This window comes from Paracoccus sp. Ld10 (assembly GCF_045064235.1).
GTDB lineage: Bacteria > Pseudomonadota > Alphaproteobacteria > Rhodobacterales > Rhodobacteraceae > Paracoccus.
Genome location: NZ_JBISHD010000013.1, coordinates 37903 through 54218 on the forward strand (window position 1 = coordinate 37903; position 16316 = coordinate 54218).

The 16316-nt window shown below is 65.6% G+C and carries 10 protein-coding genes; 4 read left to right on the forward strand and 6 right to left on the reverse strand.

All coding sequences use genetic code 11. The features are described from left to right. Positions 1-13: 13 nt before the first annotated feature. The 6 genes from ACJJVR_RS04700 to ACJJVR_RS04725 are packed head-to-tail and all read right to left on the reverse strand — an operon-like array spanning position 14 to position 3457. Positions 14-1078 carry a hypothetical protein gene (locus tag ACJJVR_RS04700; protein ID WP_405402635.1) on the reverse strand — a complete coding sequence of 355 codons (1065 nt, stop codon included), beginning with the start codon at positions 1076-1078 and terminating at the stop codon, positions 14-16. Next, positions 1075-1467: an ExbD/TolR family protein gene (locus ACJJVR_RS04705; protein WP_405402636.1), complete on the reverse strand. Its 393-nt coding sequence runs from the start codon at positions 1465-1467 to the stop codon at positions 1075-1077. The genes ACJJVR_RS04700 and ACJJVR_RS04705 overlap by 4 nt, the downstream gene beginning before the upstream one ends. Next, positions 1464-1931 (reverse strand): ExbD/TolR family protein, encoded by a 468-nt coding sequence (locus ACJJVR_RS04710; RefSeq protein WP_405402637.1) that lies wholly within the window; start codon positions 1929-1931, stop codon positions 1464-1466. Before ACJJVR_RS04710 ends, ACJJVR_RS04705 begins: the two co-directional genes overlap by 4 nt. Before the next feature lie 5 nt (positions 1932-1936). Beyond that, a complete protein-coding gene (locus ACJJVR_RS04715; RefSeq protein ID WP_405402639.1) occupies positions 1937-2578 on the reverse strand; it encodes a MotA/TolQ/ExbB proton channel family protein in 642 nt (213 codons plus the stop codon). A 4-nt stretch (positions 2579-2582) separates the two neighbouring features. Then, positions 2583-3098, reverse strand: a complete 516-nt coding sequence (locus tag ACJJVR_RS04720) for a hypothetical protein (protein ID WP_405402640.1) — start codon at positions 3096-3098, stop codon at positions 2583-2585. A gap of 20 nt (positions 3099-3118) precedes the next feature. Next, on the reverse strand, positions 3119-3457 hold the full coding sequence (locus ACJJVR_RS04725; protein WP_405402641.1) for a hypothetical protein: 339 nt from the start codon (positions 3455-3457) through the stop codon (positions 3119-3121). A 176-nt stretch (positions 3458-3633) separates the two neighbouring features. Between ACJJVR_RS04725 and ACJJVR_RS04730 the strand changes: the two genes are divergently transcribed. The 4 genes from ACJJVR_RS04730 to ACJJVR_RS04745 all read left to right on the forward strand — a co-directional run bounded on the left by ACJJVR_RS04730 (position 3634) and on the right by ACJJVR_RS04745 (position 16273). Next, positions 3634-4050, forward strand: a complete 417-nt coding sequence (locus ACJJVR_RS04730; RefSeq protein ID WP_405402643.1) for a DUF1036 domain-containing protein — start codon at positions 3634-3636, stop codon at positions 4048-4050. A gap of 8 nt (positions 4051-4058) precedes the next feature. Continuing rightward, positions 4059-4877 (forward strand): hypothetical protein, encoded by an 819-nt coding sequence (locus ACJJVR_RS04735; RefSeq protein WP_405402645.1) that lies wholly within the window; start codon positions 4059-4061, stop codon positions 4875-4877. Further along, the gene (locus ACJJVR_RS04740) at positions 4877-7084 is read left to right on the forward strand and encodes a peptidoglycan DD-metalloendopeptidase family protein (protein ID WP_405402647.1); all 2208 of its coding nucleotides are present in this window, start codon (positions 4877-4879) and stop codon (positions 7082-7084) included. Before ACJJVR_RS04735 ends, ACJJVR_RS04740 begins: the two co-directional genes overlap by 1 nt. Before the next feature lie 135 nt (positions 7085-7219). After that, positions 7220-16273, forward strand: a complete 9054-nt coding sequence (locus tag ACJJVR_RS04745; protein ID WP_405402649.1) for a hypothetical protein — start codon at positions 7220-7222, stop codon at positions 16271-16273. Positions 16274-16316: the final 43 nt, after the last annotated feature.

Genomic DNA, 16316 nt, shown 5'->3' on the forward strand with positions numbered 1-16316 from the left:
CATGCGGGGGCGGTCAGCGCACGTATATGCTGGCCAGCCCGACCCTCAGATCCTGACCCGTCTCGGCGCCTAGACCGTCGAAGAACGCCTCGGCCGCAGACCCCGCCAGACGTGTCACGCTGTCAGGGCGCACCGGCGTGGCCAGTGCCAGGATCAGCTGGTGGGTGTCGCGGGCCACGCCGAAGCGGGCGAGGGGGATGTCGAACCGGCTGCCCGCAGACGATCCGATCAGAAAGCGACGCAGGTCATGGACCACGCCTTCGTCATCGATCAGCAGCAGCGTCGTGTAAAAGCCCGCCCCCCCCGACACACGCCCCGACAGGTTGGCGCCGCTGGCGATGTCCTGATCGTCCAGTTGCAGCGACAGCCCGGGCAGCGGATAGGCGGGATCGCGGCGCGCAAATCCAAGGGCCGGACATTGGCGCGGATCCAGCAGGACGTTCTGTTCGGTGACGGGAGTGTCCAGCCCCTTGGTCAGATCCTGCATCAGGGCCGAGATCTGCCGGTCGTCGGTGGCAAAGACCGAAAGCTGGACCTGATCCGTCCCAAGCAAAGCCGGGCGGGCGAACAGGCAGGTCTGGGCCAGTTGGGCGCGGATGCGGGCGAACAGCTCGGCGATGCGCGGATCGGGTGGCGGCAGGTCCTCGGCGGTGGCGGTGGAAGCCTCGGCGTCTGGTCCACCTTCGGTCGTGGGGTCGGCACCGGGACCGGGCGGAGCGGCCGGCGCGGTGCTGCTGGCGATGCTGATCGCATCGTTCAGCGGTGACAGGATCGGGCTGCCTTCGGCAAGCGTAGGCAGTGGGTTGTCCGCCATCGGTGTCAGCGTCTGGTCCATCGCGGGATCGGGCAGTCCCTCGGACAGATCGGCGACCGACGTCATCACCTGCGTCGACGCGTCGACGGAGTCGGCGGCGATGCTGGTCACATCCAGCCGCAGCTCTCCGGGTGGTGGGGGGGCAGGGGCCATGTGCCAGTCGGGCCGCCAGACCAACGCCGCCAGCGCGCCGCCATGGAGGGCAATCGAGGCCAGCGTTGCCAGAACCCACAACCGCCCCCATCGCCCGGTGCCGCCCGTCATGGGTCCACCGCGCGCAGCGTGACCAGCCGCAGCGGGCGCGCGGCCAGTTCCGGCCGCCGCAACAGATCCATCAGCTGGTGGGCCGGCGCGTCGCGGTCGATCATCACATGCACAGGCGCTTCGCCGTCGGGCAGTGCTGCGGCCAGCAGATCCGGCTGGACGGGCTGACCGTCCAGCAGCCAGTCGCCCGACGGATGCAACTCTAGCACGGGCGAGGGCAGGGCGGCATTCGGCAATTGCGATGTCTGGGACAGCTCCAGGTCGCCAAGCGCCCTTTGCTCCCGACCCGACACAAGAAAGAAAAAGATCAGCAGCAGAACCACATTGACGATGGCCAATGCCGGGTCGATGCGGACGCGCGCTGTGCGGACCGGCAGGTTCAGGCTCATGTCCCGCCCCCATCCGCGATCTGGACCGAGGTGATGCCGCGCGCCTGCAATGCCTCCAGCACCGCAATCACCCGGTGCACGGGGACATCCGGGCGCAGCACCAAAAGGACATTCGCGGTGCCCTGATCGGCCAGCGCCGCTGCCAGATTGTCCAGCCGGTCCAGCCCGAACCGCTGGCCACTGGCCACCACGGCATCGCCCGAGATCGTCCAGACGGCGGTGCTGGCTGCGTCGGTGATCCGTCCGGTTTCGGTCAATGGGTCGGACCCGCCGCTGCCGCCGCTCAGCGCGCCCGACCGGATGTCCAGCAGGGCGAATGCGGTCAGGTTCGCCGACAGCATGAAAAAGATCAGCAGCTGGAACAGCATGTCCGCCATCGCGGTGACCGAGAACCCCGCCCGCAGCTTGCGTTGCGGCAGGTTCAGCCCGACCTTCAGGCGTGGGGTCACGGTCAGGACGGGCATGCGCCTCAGGCCCGCGCGGGGCTTGCGATCCGACCGTGGATCGCAGTCGAGACGGCCAGTTCGATCGACTGGCGTTCTTCTTCGATCCGGCCTTCCAGCCAGGCGGCGGCGAAATACGCCACCAGCGCGATGGCCAGCCCCGCCGCCGTGGTCATCAGCGCGGTCCAGATCCCCGAGGCCAGCAGGCGCGGATCGGCGATTTCCTGTGTCTGAGCCAGACTGCCGAAGGCGTCGATCATCCCGATCACGGTGCCCAGCAGGCCCAACATCGGCGCCATCTGCACGACGGCCTCCAACAGCCGCATGCGGGCGCCCATCTGGATCAGCTCGGCCAGGGCCACCTGCCGCGCCAGTTCCTCGCCATAGGCGGGCTCGGCCGGGCGGGCCCGCAGGCCCGACATGACGGCGGCCAGCACCCGTGCCAGAACCGAGCCGCCGGCATTGGCCTTGCGCTGCGCCTCGTCGGGGCGACCGTTCAGCCAGTCGTCCAGCATGTCCTGCGCCGGTTTGCGGCGTCCGACGCCCATGCGCGTGAACTGTGCGATCTTGAAGATCGCGACCGTCAGGGTCAGAAGCGACAGCGCCGCAAGGGCCGCGAACACGACATAGCTGACCACCGGAAGGTCGGCGAACAGGGACGCGAACACGGGATCAGAGCCCGAAATCGATTGCGGTGCGGGTCTGGGTCGCCAGACCGGTCAGACAGACCTCGCGCAGGTCGCTGTCATCCTCGGCCCGGCATTCGGCGACATCGTTGACGATGATCCGGCTGATCGCGTCGCAGCCCGAGCCCGGCAGTTCGAACAGGGCGACCTTGGTCTTGCCTTGGGCCAGTGCGCCGAAATCCAGAATCGGCAAGGCCTGCACCACGCCCTCGGCATCGAACACGGCAACCTGCCATGCGGCACGCGTCAGGCCCTTGTCCAGCCGGTTGGTGGTGACCATGGTTAGGCGGCAATTGCCCGCCTCGGTCGCTGTGGCGCCGTTCAGGTCAAGAAGGACGCTGCCCGATCCCGCAGCCGTGGCGGCAGTCTGATCTGCAGCGTCCGGCAAGGTGGCATCAGTCGAAGCCGGGGTTTCGGTCGAGGTCGCGGTCTGCGCTGCGGCCGTCATGGGCAATCCCCACGTCAGCGCGGCAAGCGTCAGCGCCCTGGCAAAGGCTGTCATTGGAAATCCTCTTTCTGAAATCAGCGATAGACACCGATCAACGGCATCTCTGTGAACGCATTGCGTTGCGCCGGGGCGCCCGCGTCAAGGGGCGTGGGGATGATTGGCAGCAGCGTGTTGACCGCACCGGCTTGGTCAAAGGCGGCAAAGCTGTCGCGGGCAAGAAGGGGCGTGGTGAGCGGATCGGATACGGCAAGGCCAGGTTTTGATGCCGTCGGGATTGCGGCCTGTTCGATGACGGGTGGCGCGGGAACATCGGGCATCGGCGCGGCCATGGCGGGTTTCGGCGCAACTGCGGCCCTGACTGGCTGACGCTCTGTCAGAAAGGGAGTGCTGCTGGTGGGCAGGGTCAGGTCCATCTTGCTGCTTGTCGCAAGATGATCCATCCCGAAGGCAACGCCCAGGGCCGCGCCCCCTGTGACAAGCATCGCTGCGCCAATCATCACTGCATTCATGGGGCCCATCCCTTTGCAACCGCTTCACAGCCTAGCATCGATCCGCTATTCGCTCAATTCGTCTGTACGGGGAATTCCAAATGCGCGCTATCCCCCTGATTGTTGCGACGGCGTGGATCGCCGCCTGTCCGGCGGTGGGTCATGCTGCGGGGTTGCGCCTGTGCAACCAGTCGTTCGATGTGCTGAATGTCGCCATTGGCACGCCGCAAGGGGCGGGTCAGGTGCAGACGCGGGGCTGGTGGCGTGTCGCGCCCAACCAATGCGCGACCCTCCTGCGCCAGACGTTGCACGAGCGTCGATATCACGTCTTTGCCGCCGATGTTTTTGGCAACGAGGTTCTGACCGGATCGATCCCGATGTGCGTCGCGCCGCGACGCTTTGATATCTCTGGCCAGCAGGATTGCCTGTTGCGTGGCTTTCTGGATGCGCGTTTCATCGAGATCGATACCATGGGTCAGAAAAACTGGACCGTGTTCGTGACACCAAGACCGGATTGATTTCGCAGATGAGCCGTCTTCGCCCCCGCACCCCTTCTTGCGGCCCCCTGACCGGGCTCGCCGTGGCGATCATAATGATCGGTCCGGCAGGCGGTTGGGCGCAGCAGGGGGCCGAAGACCCCTTGGGCGGGCTGGTCATCTCGGCCATGCCGCTGGAGACGGGGCTGCCGGCCACGGGCGACGGGGTCATCACCGCCAGCCTTGCGCCCGATCCTGCGGCCCTGGCGCTGCCTCTGGCGGGATTCGATCAGCCGCAACCACTGCGCCCCGGATTGCCGCGTCCTTCGATTGTTGTGGGCGATATGGCGGTGCTGCTGACGGCGGGGCCGCGCGGCCCCTATGGCCTTCCGCACCCCGCGCGAGACGCGATCCGCAATCGCGACGCCGCGATGTTCGCGCGGCTTCTGGGGCAGGGCGCCTTTGATCCCGATCCGGGTCAGGAAGAGGCCGCGATCCAGTCTGAACTGGCCCGGATGGCGTGCTATTCAGGGGCCATCGACGGCGATTGGGGCGGCGGGTCGGTGGCGGCGCTGGCGCGCTATGCTCAGGCGGGAGGCGCGGCAGAGGCCAATCTCCAGCCTGATCTTGCGCTGTTTCGTGCGATCATCGGCGCCGACAGCGTGACCTGTCCCCCGCCTGCGCCGGTGGCTGCGACCTCGGCCCCCAGCCCGTCCCAGCCGTCTCAGCCAGCCGCGCGCCAGACCTCTACGCCCCGGGCGGCACCGGCGGGCAGTGGCGGCACGGCGCCCGCAGCTGCGCCGTCGCAATCCCCAGGCGCGCCGCGGCAGATCAATCCGGGGTTGATGGGCACCGGCGTCTTCCGCTGATGAAACCGGACCAGATCGATCCGCGCTTTCGCCAGATGGGCCGCCACGCGCGGCAGCGGCGCAGGCGTGTGGCGGCGTTGCGCACGGGAAGCCTGCTGGCGGGTCTGGCCATTGCTGTCGTGCTGGTCGGGCGGGTCTGGCAGCCCGACCTGTCGCGGCTGGCGGATCTGTGGCCGGGCGGCGATCTGGATCAGCAGCTGGTGCAGGTCGAATCGCAATTCGACATCGCTCCGGTCGTGCGCCGCGACACCTTCGCCGACATCCGCGGCGATCCGCTTATCATCCCGGCACCGGAGGGCGATGAGGCCGGCGAGATCGCAGCCGAGGTCCTGCCCGCCGATCTGATGGCTGAACCCCGCCTGATCGGTCTGGGATCGATGGTGACCGTGATGGACAGCCCGCTGATGCCGCGCGACCGCAGGCTTGTGCCCAGCCTGCCCTCGACGCGCGAGGAATTCGCGCTGTTCCGGGCCGAGCGCGGTCAGGGCCGGCTGTCCCAGTCGGCACAAGCCGATCAGGTCGGCGTGCCCGCAGATCAGCGTGCGACCAGCAGCGTCAGCTTTTTGCGCGACACGCCGCAGCGCGTGGGGCTGTGGCGAGAGCTTATTCTGGAGACGACCCGCGCCACGCCTCTGTCCGATCTGCTGGTCCAGAACGGGTTCGATGCGACGGCGGCAGAGCTGCTGTCGGATCGGATCGCCGACCGGCTGTCCTTGCCGGACGAGCTGCCCCCCGGCGCGGTGCTGGCGCTGCGCTATCGCAGCCGCGACGGCAGGCGCGAGGTGATCCAGCTGTCGGTCTATGACATGCAGGGCTATGTCGGCTCGCTCGCGCTGTCGGCGGCGGGGCAACTGGTTCCAGCCGCCGATGCTTGGGCCGACCAGCCACTGCTGGACGAGTTGATGGCCCGCCGCGAGGGCGCGCCCGACGGGGCCGGGGCGCAGCAGCGGTTGCTGGATCTGATCTATGCGGCGGCGTTGCGCAACAGCCTCTCCTCGGACGTCGTGGGCGAGGCGATCGCGATGATGGCCCAGGTCCATGATCTGGACAGCCTTGCGGACCCGGATGACAGGCTGACGCTGATCCTGGCCGGGGAGGGAGAGCTGATCCGCCCCGGCGGCATCCTGTTCATCGGCATCAGCGGCCCCGGAGGAGAGCGGCGCTGCTATGTCGTGGCGGCGGCGCAGGGCCAGACAGAATGCTATGTGCCTTCGTCCCGCGTCCAGATCCGCAGCGCGGGCGCGACCCTGTCCCCCCCGGTTGCCGGGGTGCTGACGCAGCGCTTCGTGCCCCCGGCACCCGGGGCTGACGCGGATGATCCGGGGCGTGGCCGGGTCGTCTGGTCGGCGCCCGAGGGCACGCCGGTCACCGCCGCAGGCGATGGGCGCATCACCCGGATTGCAGCATCCGGTGCAGCCCCCGCAGGCATCGAGATCACCCATGAGGGCGGCTTTGCGACACGCTATGACGGGGTCGGGCCGGTGGCCGTGCAGGTGGCACAATCCGGGCAGGTCACGCGCGGGACAGTGATCGGCACCGTCTCCCGGGCTGCGGGGCAAGCCGAACCGGGGTTAGGATTTCAGCTGCTGTCCGACGGCGTGCCGGTCGATCCGATCCCCTATCTCAGCGGCGCGGGCGAGGTTCTTGCCTCGGATGCGGTCGAATCGCTGATCGGGCGCATCATCACCGTGGAAAGCGCGGGCAATGCGCGTGCGCGCAATCCGCTGTCCAGTGCGACCGGGCTGGGGCAATTCATCGAATCGACATGGCTGCGGATGATGGCCAGCTATCGCCCTGATCTGGCGCAGAGCCTTGATCGGGCAGCCTTGCTGGATCTGCGCTTTGATCCCGATCTGTCGCGCCAGATGGTCCGCCACTTGGCGCAGGAGAACGAGGCATTCCTGCGCAGCCGCAATCATGCGATCACCCCGGGGCGATTGTATCTGGCCCATTTTCTGGGACCTGCGGGCGCCGATATGGCACTGCGGGCTGATCCGCAGGCCAGCGTTCAGCAGGTCATGGGGGCCGCCGTGGTCGGGGCGAACCCCTTCCTGCGCGGCTATACCATCGGCGATCTGCAGCATTGGGCGGACCGCAAGATGACGGGTCGTGCGACCGCAGCGGTTCCGGCGCCCGTCGAAGTGCCGGCCCGGATCCGCGCCTATGTCGCGGCCATCGACCGGCTGCGGCAAGATCGCGACGGTTAGAGAAAAGTTAACAGTTGATGAAAATTTGCTGTTTGACTGAGAAGAAGACCGTGGTTTGTGCCGAATGTGCAAATCGCGCAATTGCCGCCGATGCCGATCATTGGTTCCCTTCGTTAAGATCTGGAAGAGACATTCATGATGACCTCCTCTTCGTCCCGCGCCGTGTCGCAGGCTTGCCTTGCCAGACTTCTGATCAGCACCGCGCTGATAAGCGCCGCGCCGGTCATCTTTCTGCCAGGCCCGGCTTTGGGGCAGGATGTCCTTTATCTTGATAACGTGGATCAAAGCGCCGACAGCGGGATCAATCCCGGGTCCGGGACATGGGCGTCGGGATCGGTGATCTGGTCTGATATCGACGGCAACAACCACGACAGTCTGTCACGCGGGGACACCGCCGTTTTGCGACCCGCAGAGCTCGCTGATCCCGCCGGCATCGTGCTGGACATCGAGGGCACCGTCCTGCCCGGCACGATCCGGGCCGAGGGTTCGGGCTTCACGCTGAACGGCGGCACGATCGGGGACTTTCTCAACGCGGTGACCTTTGAGCTTGTCTCGGAATCAACCCTCACTGTCAGCAGCGATTTGGGTGGCCGGGCCATCGTGGCCGGCAACGGAATCGTCTATTTTACCGGAGAGCAGACTGCCAATCGTAGCATGACCGTCACGGAAGACGCGACGCTGGACAGCAGCGGAGAGACCACCGGCACACTCAGGGTTCAGGACAGCGCGACCGCAATCGTCAGGAACCGGCATGATGGCAATGCGACCGTCGCCGAGAATGCGACGATCACCCTGATCAGCACCGGAGTGATCGAGGGCGATCTGGACCTTGACGGTACAGCCCTGCTGAACGGCACCCTTGAGGATCTGTCGATTTCCGAAACCGGGACGGCCAGAGTGACCGGGGATCTTCGGGTTGATCGCCTGACCGATCAGCAGGGAGAATTGCGGATCGAAAGCGGCGGATCGATGGACATCGCGCGCGACGGGCTGGTCAATGCGGGCACGCTGTTTCTCTCGGGCGCGGTGACGTTCGACGGTGACGCGGAAGAGACGACGAATACTGGCACCATCGTGCTGGAGGGCGGATCGCTGGCCGGGGGCCTGCGCAACGAACAGGACGGCGTCCTGCAATTCGCATCGGATCTGGAGACATTGACGACGACCACCCTTGCAGGTGATCTGATCAACGAGGGCGAGATTGCCGTGACCGGATCGGGCCCGATGGAGCTGGATCTGGGTGATGCGACCTTCACCAACCTGGGTCAGGTCCATGGCACGGGGTCGGGCACGGTTCGTATTCTCGCCAATCTCTTTGCTTTGGAACAGGGCTCGACCCTGAATATGGGTGTGGTCGAACTGATCGGCCGGATCGAGAACAACGGCACGTTGCTGGTGACGGCCGCGCGGCAATTGACCGAGGATATGCTGAACGACGCAGACGGTCAGCTGATCCTGTCTGACCAGTTGGACGCGAACGGCCTGTCGATTCAAAACAACGGTGTGATCAGGACCGAGGCCGATGCGCTTGCCGGAACGGCAGGTGCCATCACCGGCCTGACCGATCTGACCTCGGACGGCCAGATCCAGATCGGTGAAGGCACGCGGGTGCAGGCGGACAATACGCTGATCGAGGATGAGGGGATTCTGGAGGTCGCCGGACGGCTGGAGACCACGCTGCAGATCGACGGCGATGCCGAGGTCGAGCTGCAGGGCGGCGTCATCGCGGGCGCTGTCACCAACGAAGGCGAGCTGCAGGGCGACGGACTGATCGACGGGACGCTGACCAATCTGGGTGTTGTGACGGCGACCGGCGATCTGAGTGTCGCGGCTTTGGACAATAGCGGCACGGTTTCCATCGACACGGGGGCGATCCTGCGCGCGGCGACCGATATCCTGAATGCCGGTGTGATCAACCTGACAGGGACTCTGGACATCGCGACGGGTGCCGGTCGGCTGGTCAATCAGGCGACGCAGCAGGTGAATTTCAACGGCGGGCGTCTGCAGGGCGATCTGATCAACGACGAGGACGGGACCGTCGATCTGGCGGGCAACTCGACCGTGGCCGGCAATGTCGTGAACAACGGCACGATGGTGAATTCCGGCTCGGACGACACGACGCTGGAGCTGGAAAGTGGCACCTTCACGAACAGTGGTCTGGTCACGTCGACCGATGGCGGGCAACTGACGATCATCGCCGACCGGATCGAGCTGCTGACGGATATCGATTCGGCTTTGGTCAATCTGATTGGGCAGATTTTTAATGCGGCAGGTCTGGACTATACCGCCGACACCGTGCTGAGGGGCGATCTGAACAACGCGGATGGCAGCCGCGTCCGGGTCATGGCCGATGTCGATGCCGACGGTTTCAACGTCACGAACGAGGGCGATTTCCAGATCGGCGCCAACGGCGATGACGGCAACCTGGCCGGCGTCGCCGTTTTTGACAATTCCGGCGATCTGACGGTCCGCGAAGACAGCACGCTGGCGACCGAGCTGCTGACCAACCAGGATGGTGCCACGACGACCATCGGCGGTGAAATCACAGGCGAGGTCCGGAACGCGGCTGGCGGTGATCTGGTGCTGGACGGGGGCGTCGTCACCGGCCCTGTCGACAATGCGGGCGGGCTGACCGGCGAGGGCGAGATTGCGGGCCAGCTGGTCAATGCGGGCACGGCAGCGCTTGCCGGATCGGTCCAGGATATCGCATCGTCGGGAACGCTGACCACCTCGGGCGATCTGGCGGCTGGCACGCTTAGCAATACGGGTCAGGTGACCGTGGGTGCCGGTCATCAGTTGAGTGTTGAAAACGGCATGCAGAACGACGGCACAGCCATCCTGCGGGGCGAGTTGACCGGTTCCGTGGTCAATACGGCGGTGGGAACCCTGGACATGCAGGGCGGAGCGCTGGCCGGGTCGTTGGACAACCGGGGGCAACTGATTGGCCGGGGCAGGTTGGACAATGTGACGACCAGCGGCACGCTGCGGACAACAGGGCTGCTCGACGCGGATCTGATCAGCAATTCCGGGCAGGTGACCATCGCCACTGGCAGTGAACTGACGACCTCCGAATGGGTGGATAACACGGGCAGTGTGACGATCGACGGACGGCTGCGCGGCAATCTGGTCAATCAGGCGGGCGGCGATACGGTTATTGCCGGGTCGGGGCGTATCGTCGGAGCCGTGAGCAATGCCGGCCTGCTGACCAGCCGGGGCACCATCGATGGCGATCTGAGCAATGACGGCACGGCAGATCTTGCGGGCACGGTCGGCGCGCTGACGAACAATGGCGATCTGGATCTGACCGGTCTGCTGCGGGCCGACAGCGTTACGAGCATTGGCGCGGTCACCGTCGATGCCGCCGACACGCTGGCCGTCGCAGGCCCGTTGACGACCAGCGGCACCCTGACCGTCAGTGGCCGCGTCTCGACAACAGAGACGCTGAGCAACCTGGGCGACGGGGTCGTTACGCTGCAAGGGGGCGTTATCGACGGCGATGTCAGCAACACGCTGAATGCCCGCCTGACCATGGACCCGGCCAGCCGGATCGACGGCACGCTGAGCAATAGCGGGAATGCGGTCTTGGCCGGTATGGCTGGCGATATCTCCAATCTGGGGACGCTGGACGTCAACGGGCAGTTGCAGCTTGGCGATCTGACCAACACGGGCGTGGGTCGCGTGACGGTGGGAACGGGGGACGCGCTGACCGCAACCGGTCAGATCTTCAACGAAGCTGTCATGCAGATTGCCGGGACGGCCACTTTGCAGGGCTCCGGGTCGGTCCTTACCAATCGCGGTGCGTTGACGCTGACAAACGCGCAGATCAATGGCGATGTCGTCAACGACGACCAACTGACCATCGCGGCCAGCAGCCGCATCGCGGGCGATCTGGACAATCGCGCCATGCTAGCCATCGCAGCAGACGACGAAACCGAGCTGGATCTGACCGGCTTTACCTTCCGCAATTCGGGCCAGATCATCCGGCGGGGGGACGGGACGGCGCGTATCCTTGCTGACCTGTTCCAGCTTCAGCAGGGCTCGGTCATCGATACGGCCCTGATCGAACTGGTCGGGCGGATCGACAATGCGGGTCAGTTTCTGGTCACCGCGGCGACACGCCTCAGCGATGGGTTGATCAACCTCGACGGTGGGACCATTCAGGTGTCGGCGCAACTCGATGCGTCAGATCAGGACATCACGAATGACGGCACGCTGACCATCGCGACGGGTCCCGCGACGGGCGTTCCGGCCGAGGTCGTCAATGTCGGCGATTTCGTCTCGTCCGGGTCCACGGTGATCACAGCCGGGACGCGCCTGCAGGCGCAGTCCAGCCGGGTTGCGGATGGCGGCGACCTGTCGGTCGGTGGTGGCCTGGACAGCGGCTTGCGCATTGATCAGGGCGGCACTGCGGTGATGGCGGGCGGCACGGTCTCGGGCGACATTGAGAATGATGGTGTGCTGCGCGGCGCGGGACTCGTCCAGGGTCTTGTCGTCAATACCGGTCAGGTTCGTGCCACCGGCTTGCTGGACCTCGCGGGTCTGGAAAACACGGCCTCTGGCCTGACAGTGGTCGAGGCTGATGCGACGCTGCGATCGGCCAGCGACATCGCCAATGCCGGACGGGTCGATCTGTCCGGCACGATGCAGGTCACCTCGGCTGCGGGGCAGTTCCGCAACCTGGCGGATGCGCAACTGAATCTCTCCGGTGGACGGGTCGAAGGCACGTTGCTGAATGATCAGGACGGCGTCGTCACGGTCAGCGGCACGTCCAGCGTCAGCGGCAACGTGGTCAATTCCGGGACCATCCAGATGACCGAGGGCGGCACAGCCAGCCTTGAGGTCGAGGGGGGCAGCTTTACCAATCGCGGTCTGGTGCAATCGATCAACCGCGGAAGGCTGACGATCATCGCACAGGACATCATTCTGGAAAGCCCGATCAGCAACAGGTTCGTCGAACTGATCGGACGCGTCCTGAACGTGACGCGTTTGGATTTCGATCAGGATTCCAGTCTGACGGCCGAACTGAACAACGGCGAGGGTGGATCCATCGGCATCTATGCCGATCTTGATGCCGCAGGTTTCGACGTGACGAATGACGGGTTGATCGAGGTGGGCGATGCGGCGCGCGACGGGCAATTGCGTGATGTCGCGACGTTGACCAACCGTGGTCGTCTGACCATCGCCCAAGGCAGCCGTGTGGAGGCCACCCAGACAAGCAACGCGACGGGGGGCGAGATCGCCGTCGGTGGAACGCTGACCGGGTCGCTCAGCAACGGTGAGGGTGGGGAGATCAGCCTGAGCGGCGGCACCATCGAGGGCCCGGTAACCAATGCGGGCGCGCTGTCCGGAACCGGAACGATCACCGGGGCACTGTCGAACAGTGGAACGGCCACCCTGGGCGGGCAGGCCGGGGTGGTCACCAACTCCGGCACTCTCAGCACACAGGGTCGGCTGGATGTCGGATCGTTGATCTCGGGCGGAAATCTGGTGGTCGGTTCGGGCACGACGCTGCAAGTGGACAGCGCCGTTCAGAACCGGGGTCAGGCCAGCATCGGCGGCACCTTGCAGGGCGATCTGACCAACGGCGCGACGGGCCGTCTGGATCTGACGAACGGCACCATCACCGGCAATGTGCAGAACGCGGCCGAGGCTCGGTTGCGCGGCACGATCGGTGGCGGGCTGTCCAACAGCGGTCGGCTGACCACCACCGGCAATCTGAGCGTGGATGGGCTGGATAACAGCGCCGAGGCGCGCGTGGCCGCGGGTCACGTCCTGACCGCGTCGGACGGGGTCACCAATACCGGCGATCTGGCGCTTGGCGGAACGTTGGCGGGGGATCTGCGCAACCGGGCAGGGGGCACGACCACCCTGACCACCGGCAGCCGGATCGATGGCGCGGTCCAGAATGCGGGAACGCTGCGCGGGTCCACGACTGTGGCCGGGCCGCTTTCCAACAGCGGCACGGCGCAAATCTCGGGGTCGGTGGGCGCTGTCACCAACATCGGCACGCTTGCGATGAGCGGGGCGCTCGCGGTCGACTCGCTGGCAAATGGCGGCACGGTGCAGGTCGGCGCTGGGCAGGCGCTGAATGTTCAGGGCGCGGTGACCAATGCCGGCACGATTGCGCTGGACGGCAGGCTGACTGCCGGGGACGGCGTGCGCAACGATGCGGGCGGCACGATTGCGCTGGACGGCGCGACTGTCGTGGCGGACGTGACCAATGCGGCGGACGGATTAATCCAGATCGTCAGCGACAGTAGCATCGCGGGTGATCTGACCAATCGCGGCATGATCGATCTGACCGGCACCGCGCCCGATGTCACGCTGAGCGTGCAGAACGGGACCTTTACCAACTCGGGTGTGGTGCAGGTCAGCGGCAGCGGTTTCCTGACCATCGAGGCTGACGAGATTGTGCTGGAGGACGGCTCGCAGGTGGATAACAGCCGGGTCGATCTGGTCGGCGCCGTCTCGAATGACGGCGATCTAGTCTATCGGCGCGATGCGGCTCTGGACGGCGATCTGCGCAACGGCACCGAAGGTTCGGTTGGCGTGCTGGCCGATCTGGACGGCGCGGGCAACGACATCGTCAACAATGGTAGCCTGATCGTCGGTCAATCCGGCGTCACCGGCAGCGTAACGGGCCTGGGTTCCTTGGTGAATGAGGGCGATGTGCAGATCGGCGCGGGCAGCACCGTCGCCGCCGTGAACACGCAGAACAATCAGGGCGGTACGATCACCGTCGCCGGAAGTCTGGGCGGCAATGTGCAGAATGCCGTCGGGGCGCAGATCGGCCTGACCGGCGGGACCATCGGCGGCAACATCCGCAATGACGGTCTGCTGTCGGGCGACGGCAGCATCGTCGGCAGCCTTGTCAATACCGGCACCGCGATCATCCAAGGCAACGCGGTGGCCGTGGACAACAGCGGCAGCCTGCAGACGGCTGGCGATCTTGCGGTCGCGGGGCTGGTCAACTCTAGTCAGACCAGCATCAATGCGGGTGACCGGCTGACATCGGACAGCCCTGTCATAAGCAGCGGCACGATGTCGGTGGCGGGGATGCTGGACGGATCGGTGGCCAGCAGCGGCACTCTGGGGGGCAGCGGCCAGATCACAGGCAGCGTCGAAAGCCGCGGCCAGCTGATCTGGACCGGCAGCATCGGTGGCGGACTGCTCAGCACCGATGTGGCGCGGTTGTCGGGCACCGTCGGCGGCAATGTCCGTAACGAGGGCCGCATGACCACCACCGGCGATCTGTCCGTTGGTGGCACCCTCATAAACGCGGCAGGGGCCGCGAGCGCGGCGAACGTCGGCATCGCAGCCGAAGGCGATGGCGCTGCGCTGGCCGTAAGCCAGGGCACTGTCCTGACCGCCGATGGCGGGATCGCCAATGAGACGGGCGCGACCTTGATCAATGACGGGCGCATTGTTGGAGACTTGGACAATCGCGGATATTATCTGCAATCAGGTGTCCTGCAGGGATCGGTTGTGACGCGCGGGCAAGCGCAGATCCTCGGCAGCGTCACCGGCAATCTGGACTATGTCTCGGGCCAACTGACCCTGGCCGATGACGTGCGGATCGGCGGTGATCTGACGCTTCGCCAGGATTATGCCGTGGACGCGGGGCGCACACTTGAGGCCGGGCGGACGATCATAGCCGATGACACGACCCTGTCGCTTGGCGGCAGGCTGGACGGCGCGTTGTCGAATGCAGGCACCGTGGCGGTCTCGGGCGATCAGGCATCGGTGACAGGCACGGTGACCAATAACGGTGAGTTGGATCTGACCGGCGGCAACCGGGTTGGCGACGTGCTGCAGGTCGGCGGGCTGAGCGGCGACGGGACGGTAAGTCTGGACGTCGATCTTTCTCAGGTGACGGCGGACCGGATCGAGGTGCGCGGCGGGGCTGCGGACGGTTTCGTGCGACTGGAGTTCAATCAGGCCACACCTGGGACCGTCTCGCAGCCCGGTCGGCGGGTGACGCTGCTGGACGTGGACGAACGTTTTGCGGCTGAAAACACGTTCAGCTATTCTGCGAATACCGATTTCGCGGCGTCCGAGCGGATCGTCTTTTCGGTCGAACAGCTTGCGAATAACGGCGATCTGACCTTGGTCAGCCAGACGAACCCGGCCATCGGGGCGCTGTTCGGCAATGTCGCTCTGACGCAGTCCCTGATCGGGTCGGTCGTCAACCGACCGACCAGCCCCTTCGTGACCGGACTGGCATTCGAGGACCCAGAAAAGCCGTGTGGCGCGGGGGCCTGGGGCCGGATGACGGGCGGGACAGCCACCGCAGAGGGCGCCACCGACAATGGCGTCAGCAGCGTCGACAGCAAGATCAGCGCCACTTATTATGGCCTTCAGGTCGGCAGTGATCTGGCTTGTTTCGACGGCCGCTTCGCAGGCTGGAATACCGCTTTCGGCGTGCTGGGCGGCGTCAACCAGGGCAGCACCACCCAACCCATTTATGCCATCGATGGACGTAATTCCCAGAACCTTTCGACGACCCTCAGCAGCGTGACGACCGCCGATTTCACGCAAGGCTATGCCGGGGTCTATGCCACAGCGACCCGAGGGCGGATGCAGGCCGACCTGCAGCTGCGCCACGAGCTGACCGATTTCGACATCAGCAACCGTGCGGTGGCTGCGACCGGCAGCGGGTTGGGTCTGGACAATGCCGAATTCAGCAGTGCGGCAAATACGCTTTCGGGCTCGTTCAGCTATGTCGTTCCGCTTGGACAGGACAGCGGCTGGAGCTTTGTGCCGACCGCAGGTTTTGCCTGGTCCAGACTGTCTACCGACCCGGTGCGCTTTGACGATGATTATCGCCTCAGCTTCGACGACAGCGAACGTCAGATCGGCTTTATCGGCGGAACGCTGGCAAGGACCTATGTGCAGCCGGACCAGAACACGGCGCTCTACGCGTTCGCTACGACGACATTCTACAAGGATTTTGCCGATCCGACCGTGTCCGTCTTTTCGAACGAAAGCGACCCGACGTTCGATGCGCAACGGCTGGTCTCGGACAATCTGGGCTCTTATGGCGAGTTCAGTCTGGGGGCGAACTATATCAAGATCATAGGCGAGGGGTATCGGGCGCGCCAGTTCAGCACCAGTTCCCGCCTCGATGTCCGCTACGGCAATTCGCTGGACAGCATTGGCGTGACGGGGCAGGTTCGCTGGCAATTCTGAGCCGTTACCATGACCGGCGCCACCTGAGCGGCCGGTCATAGGC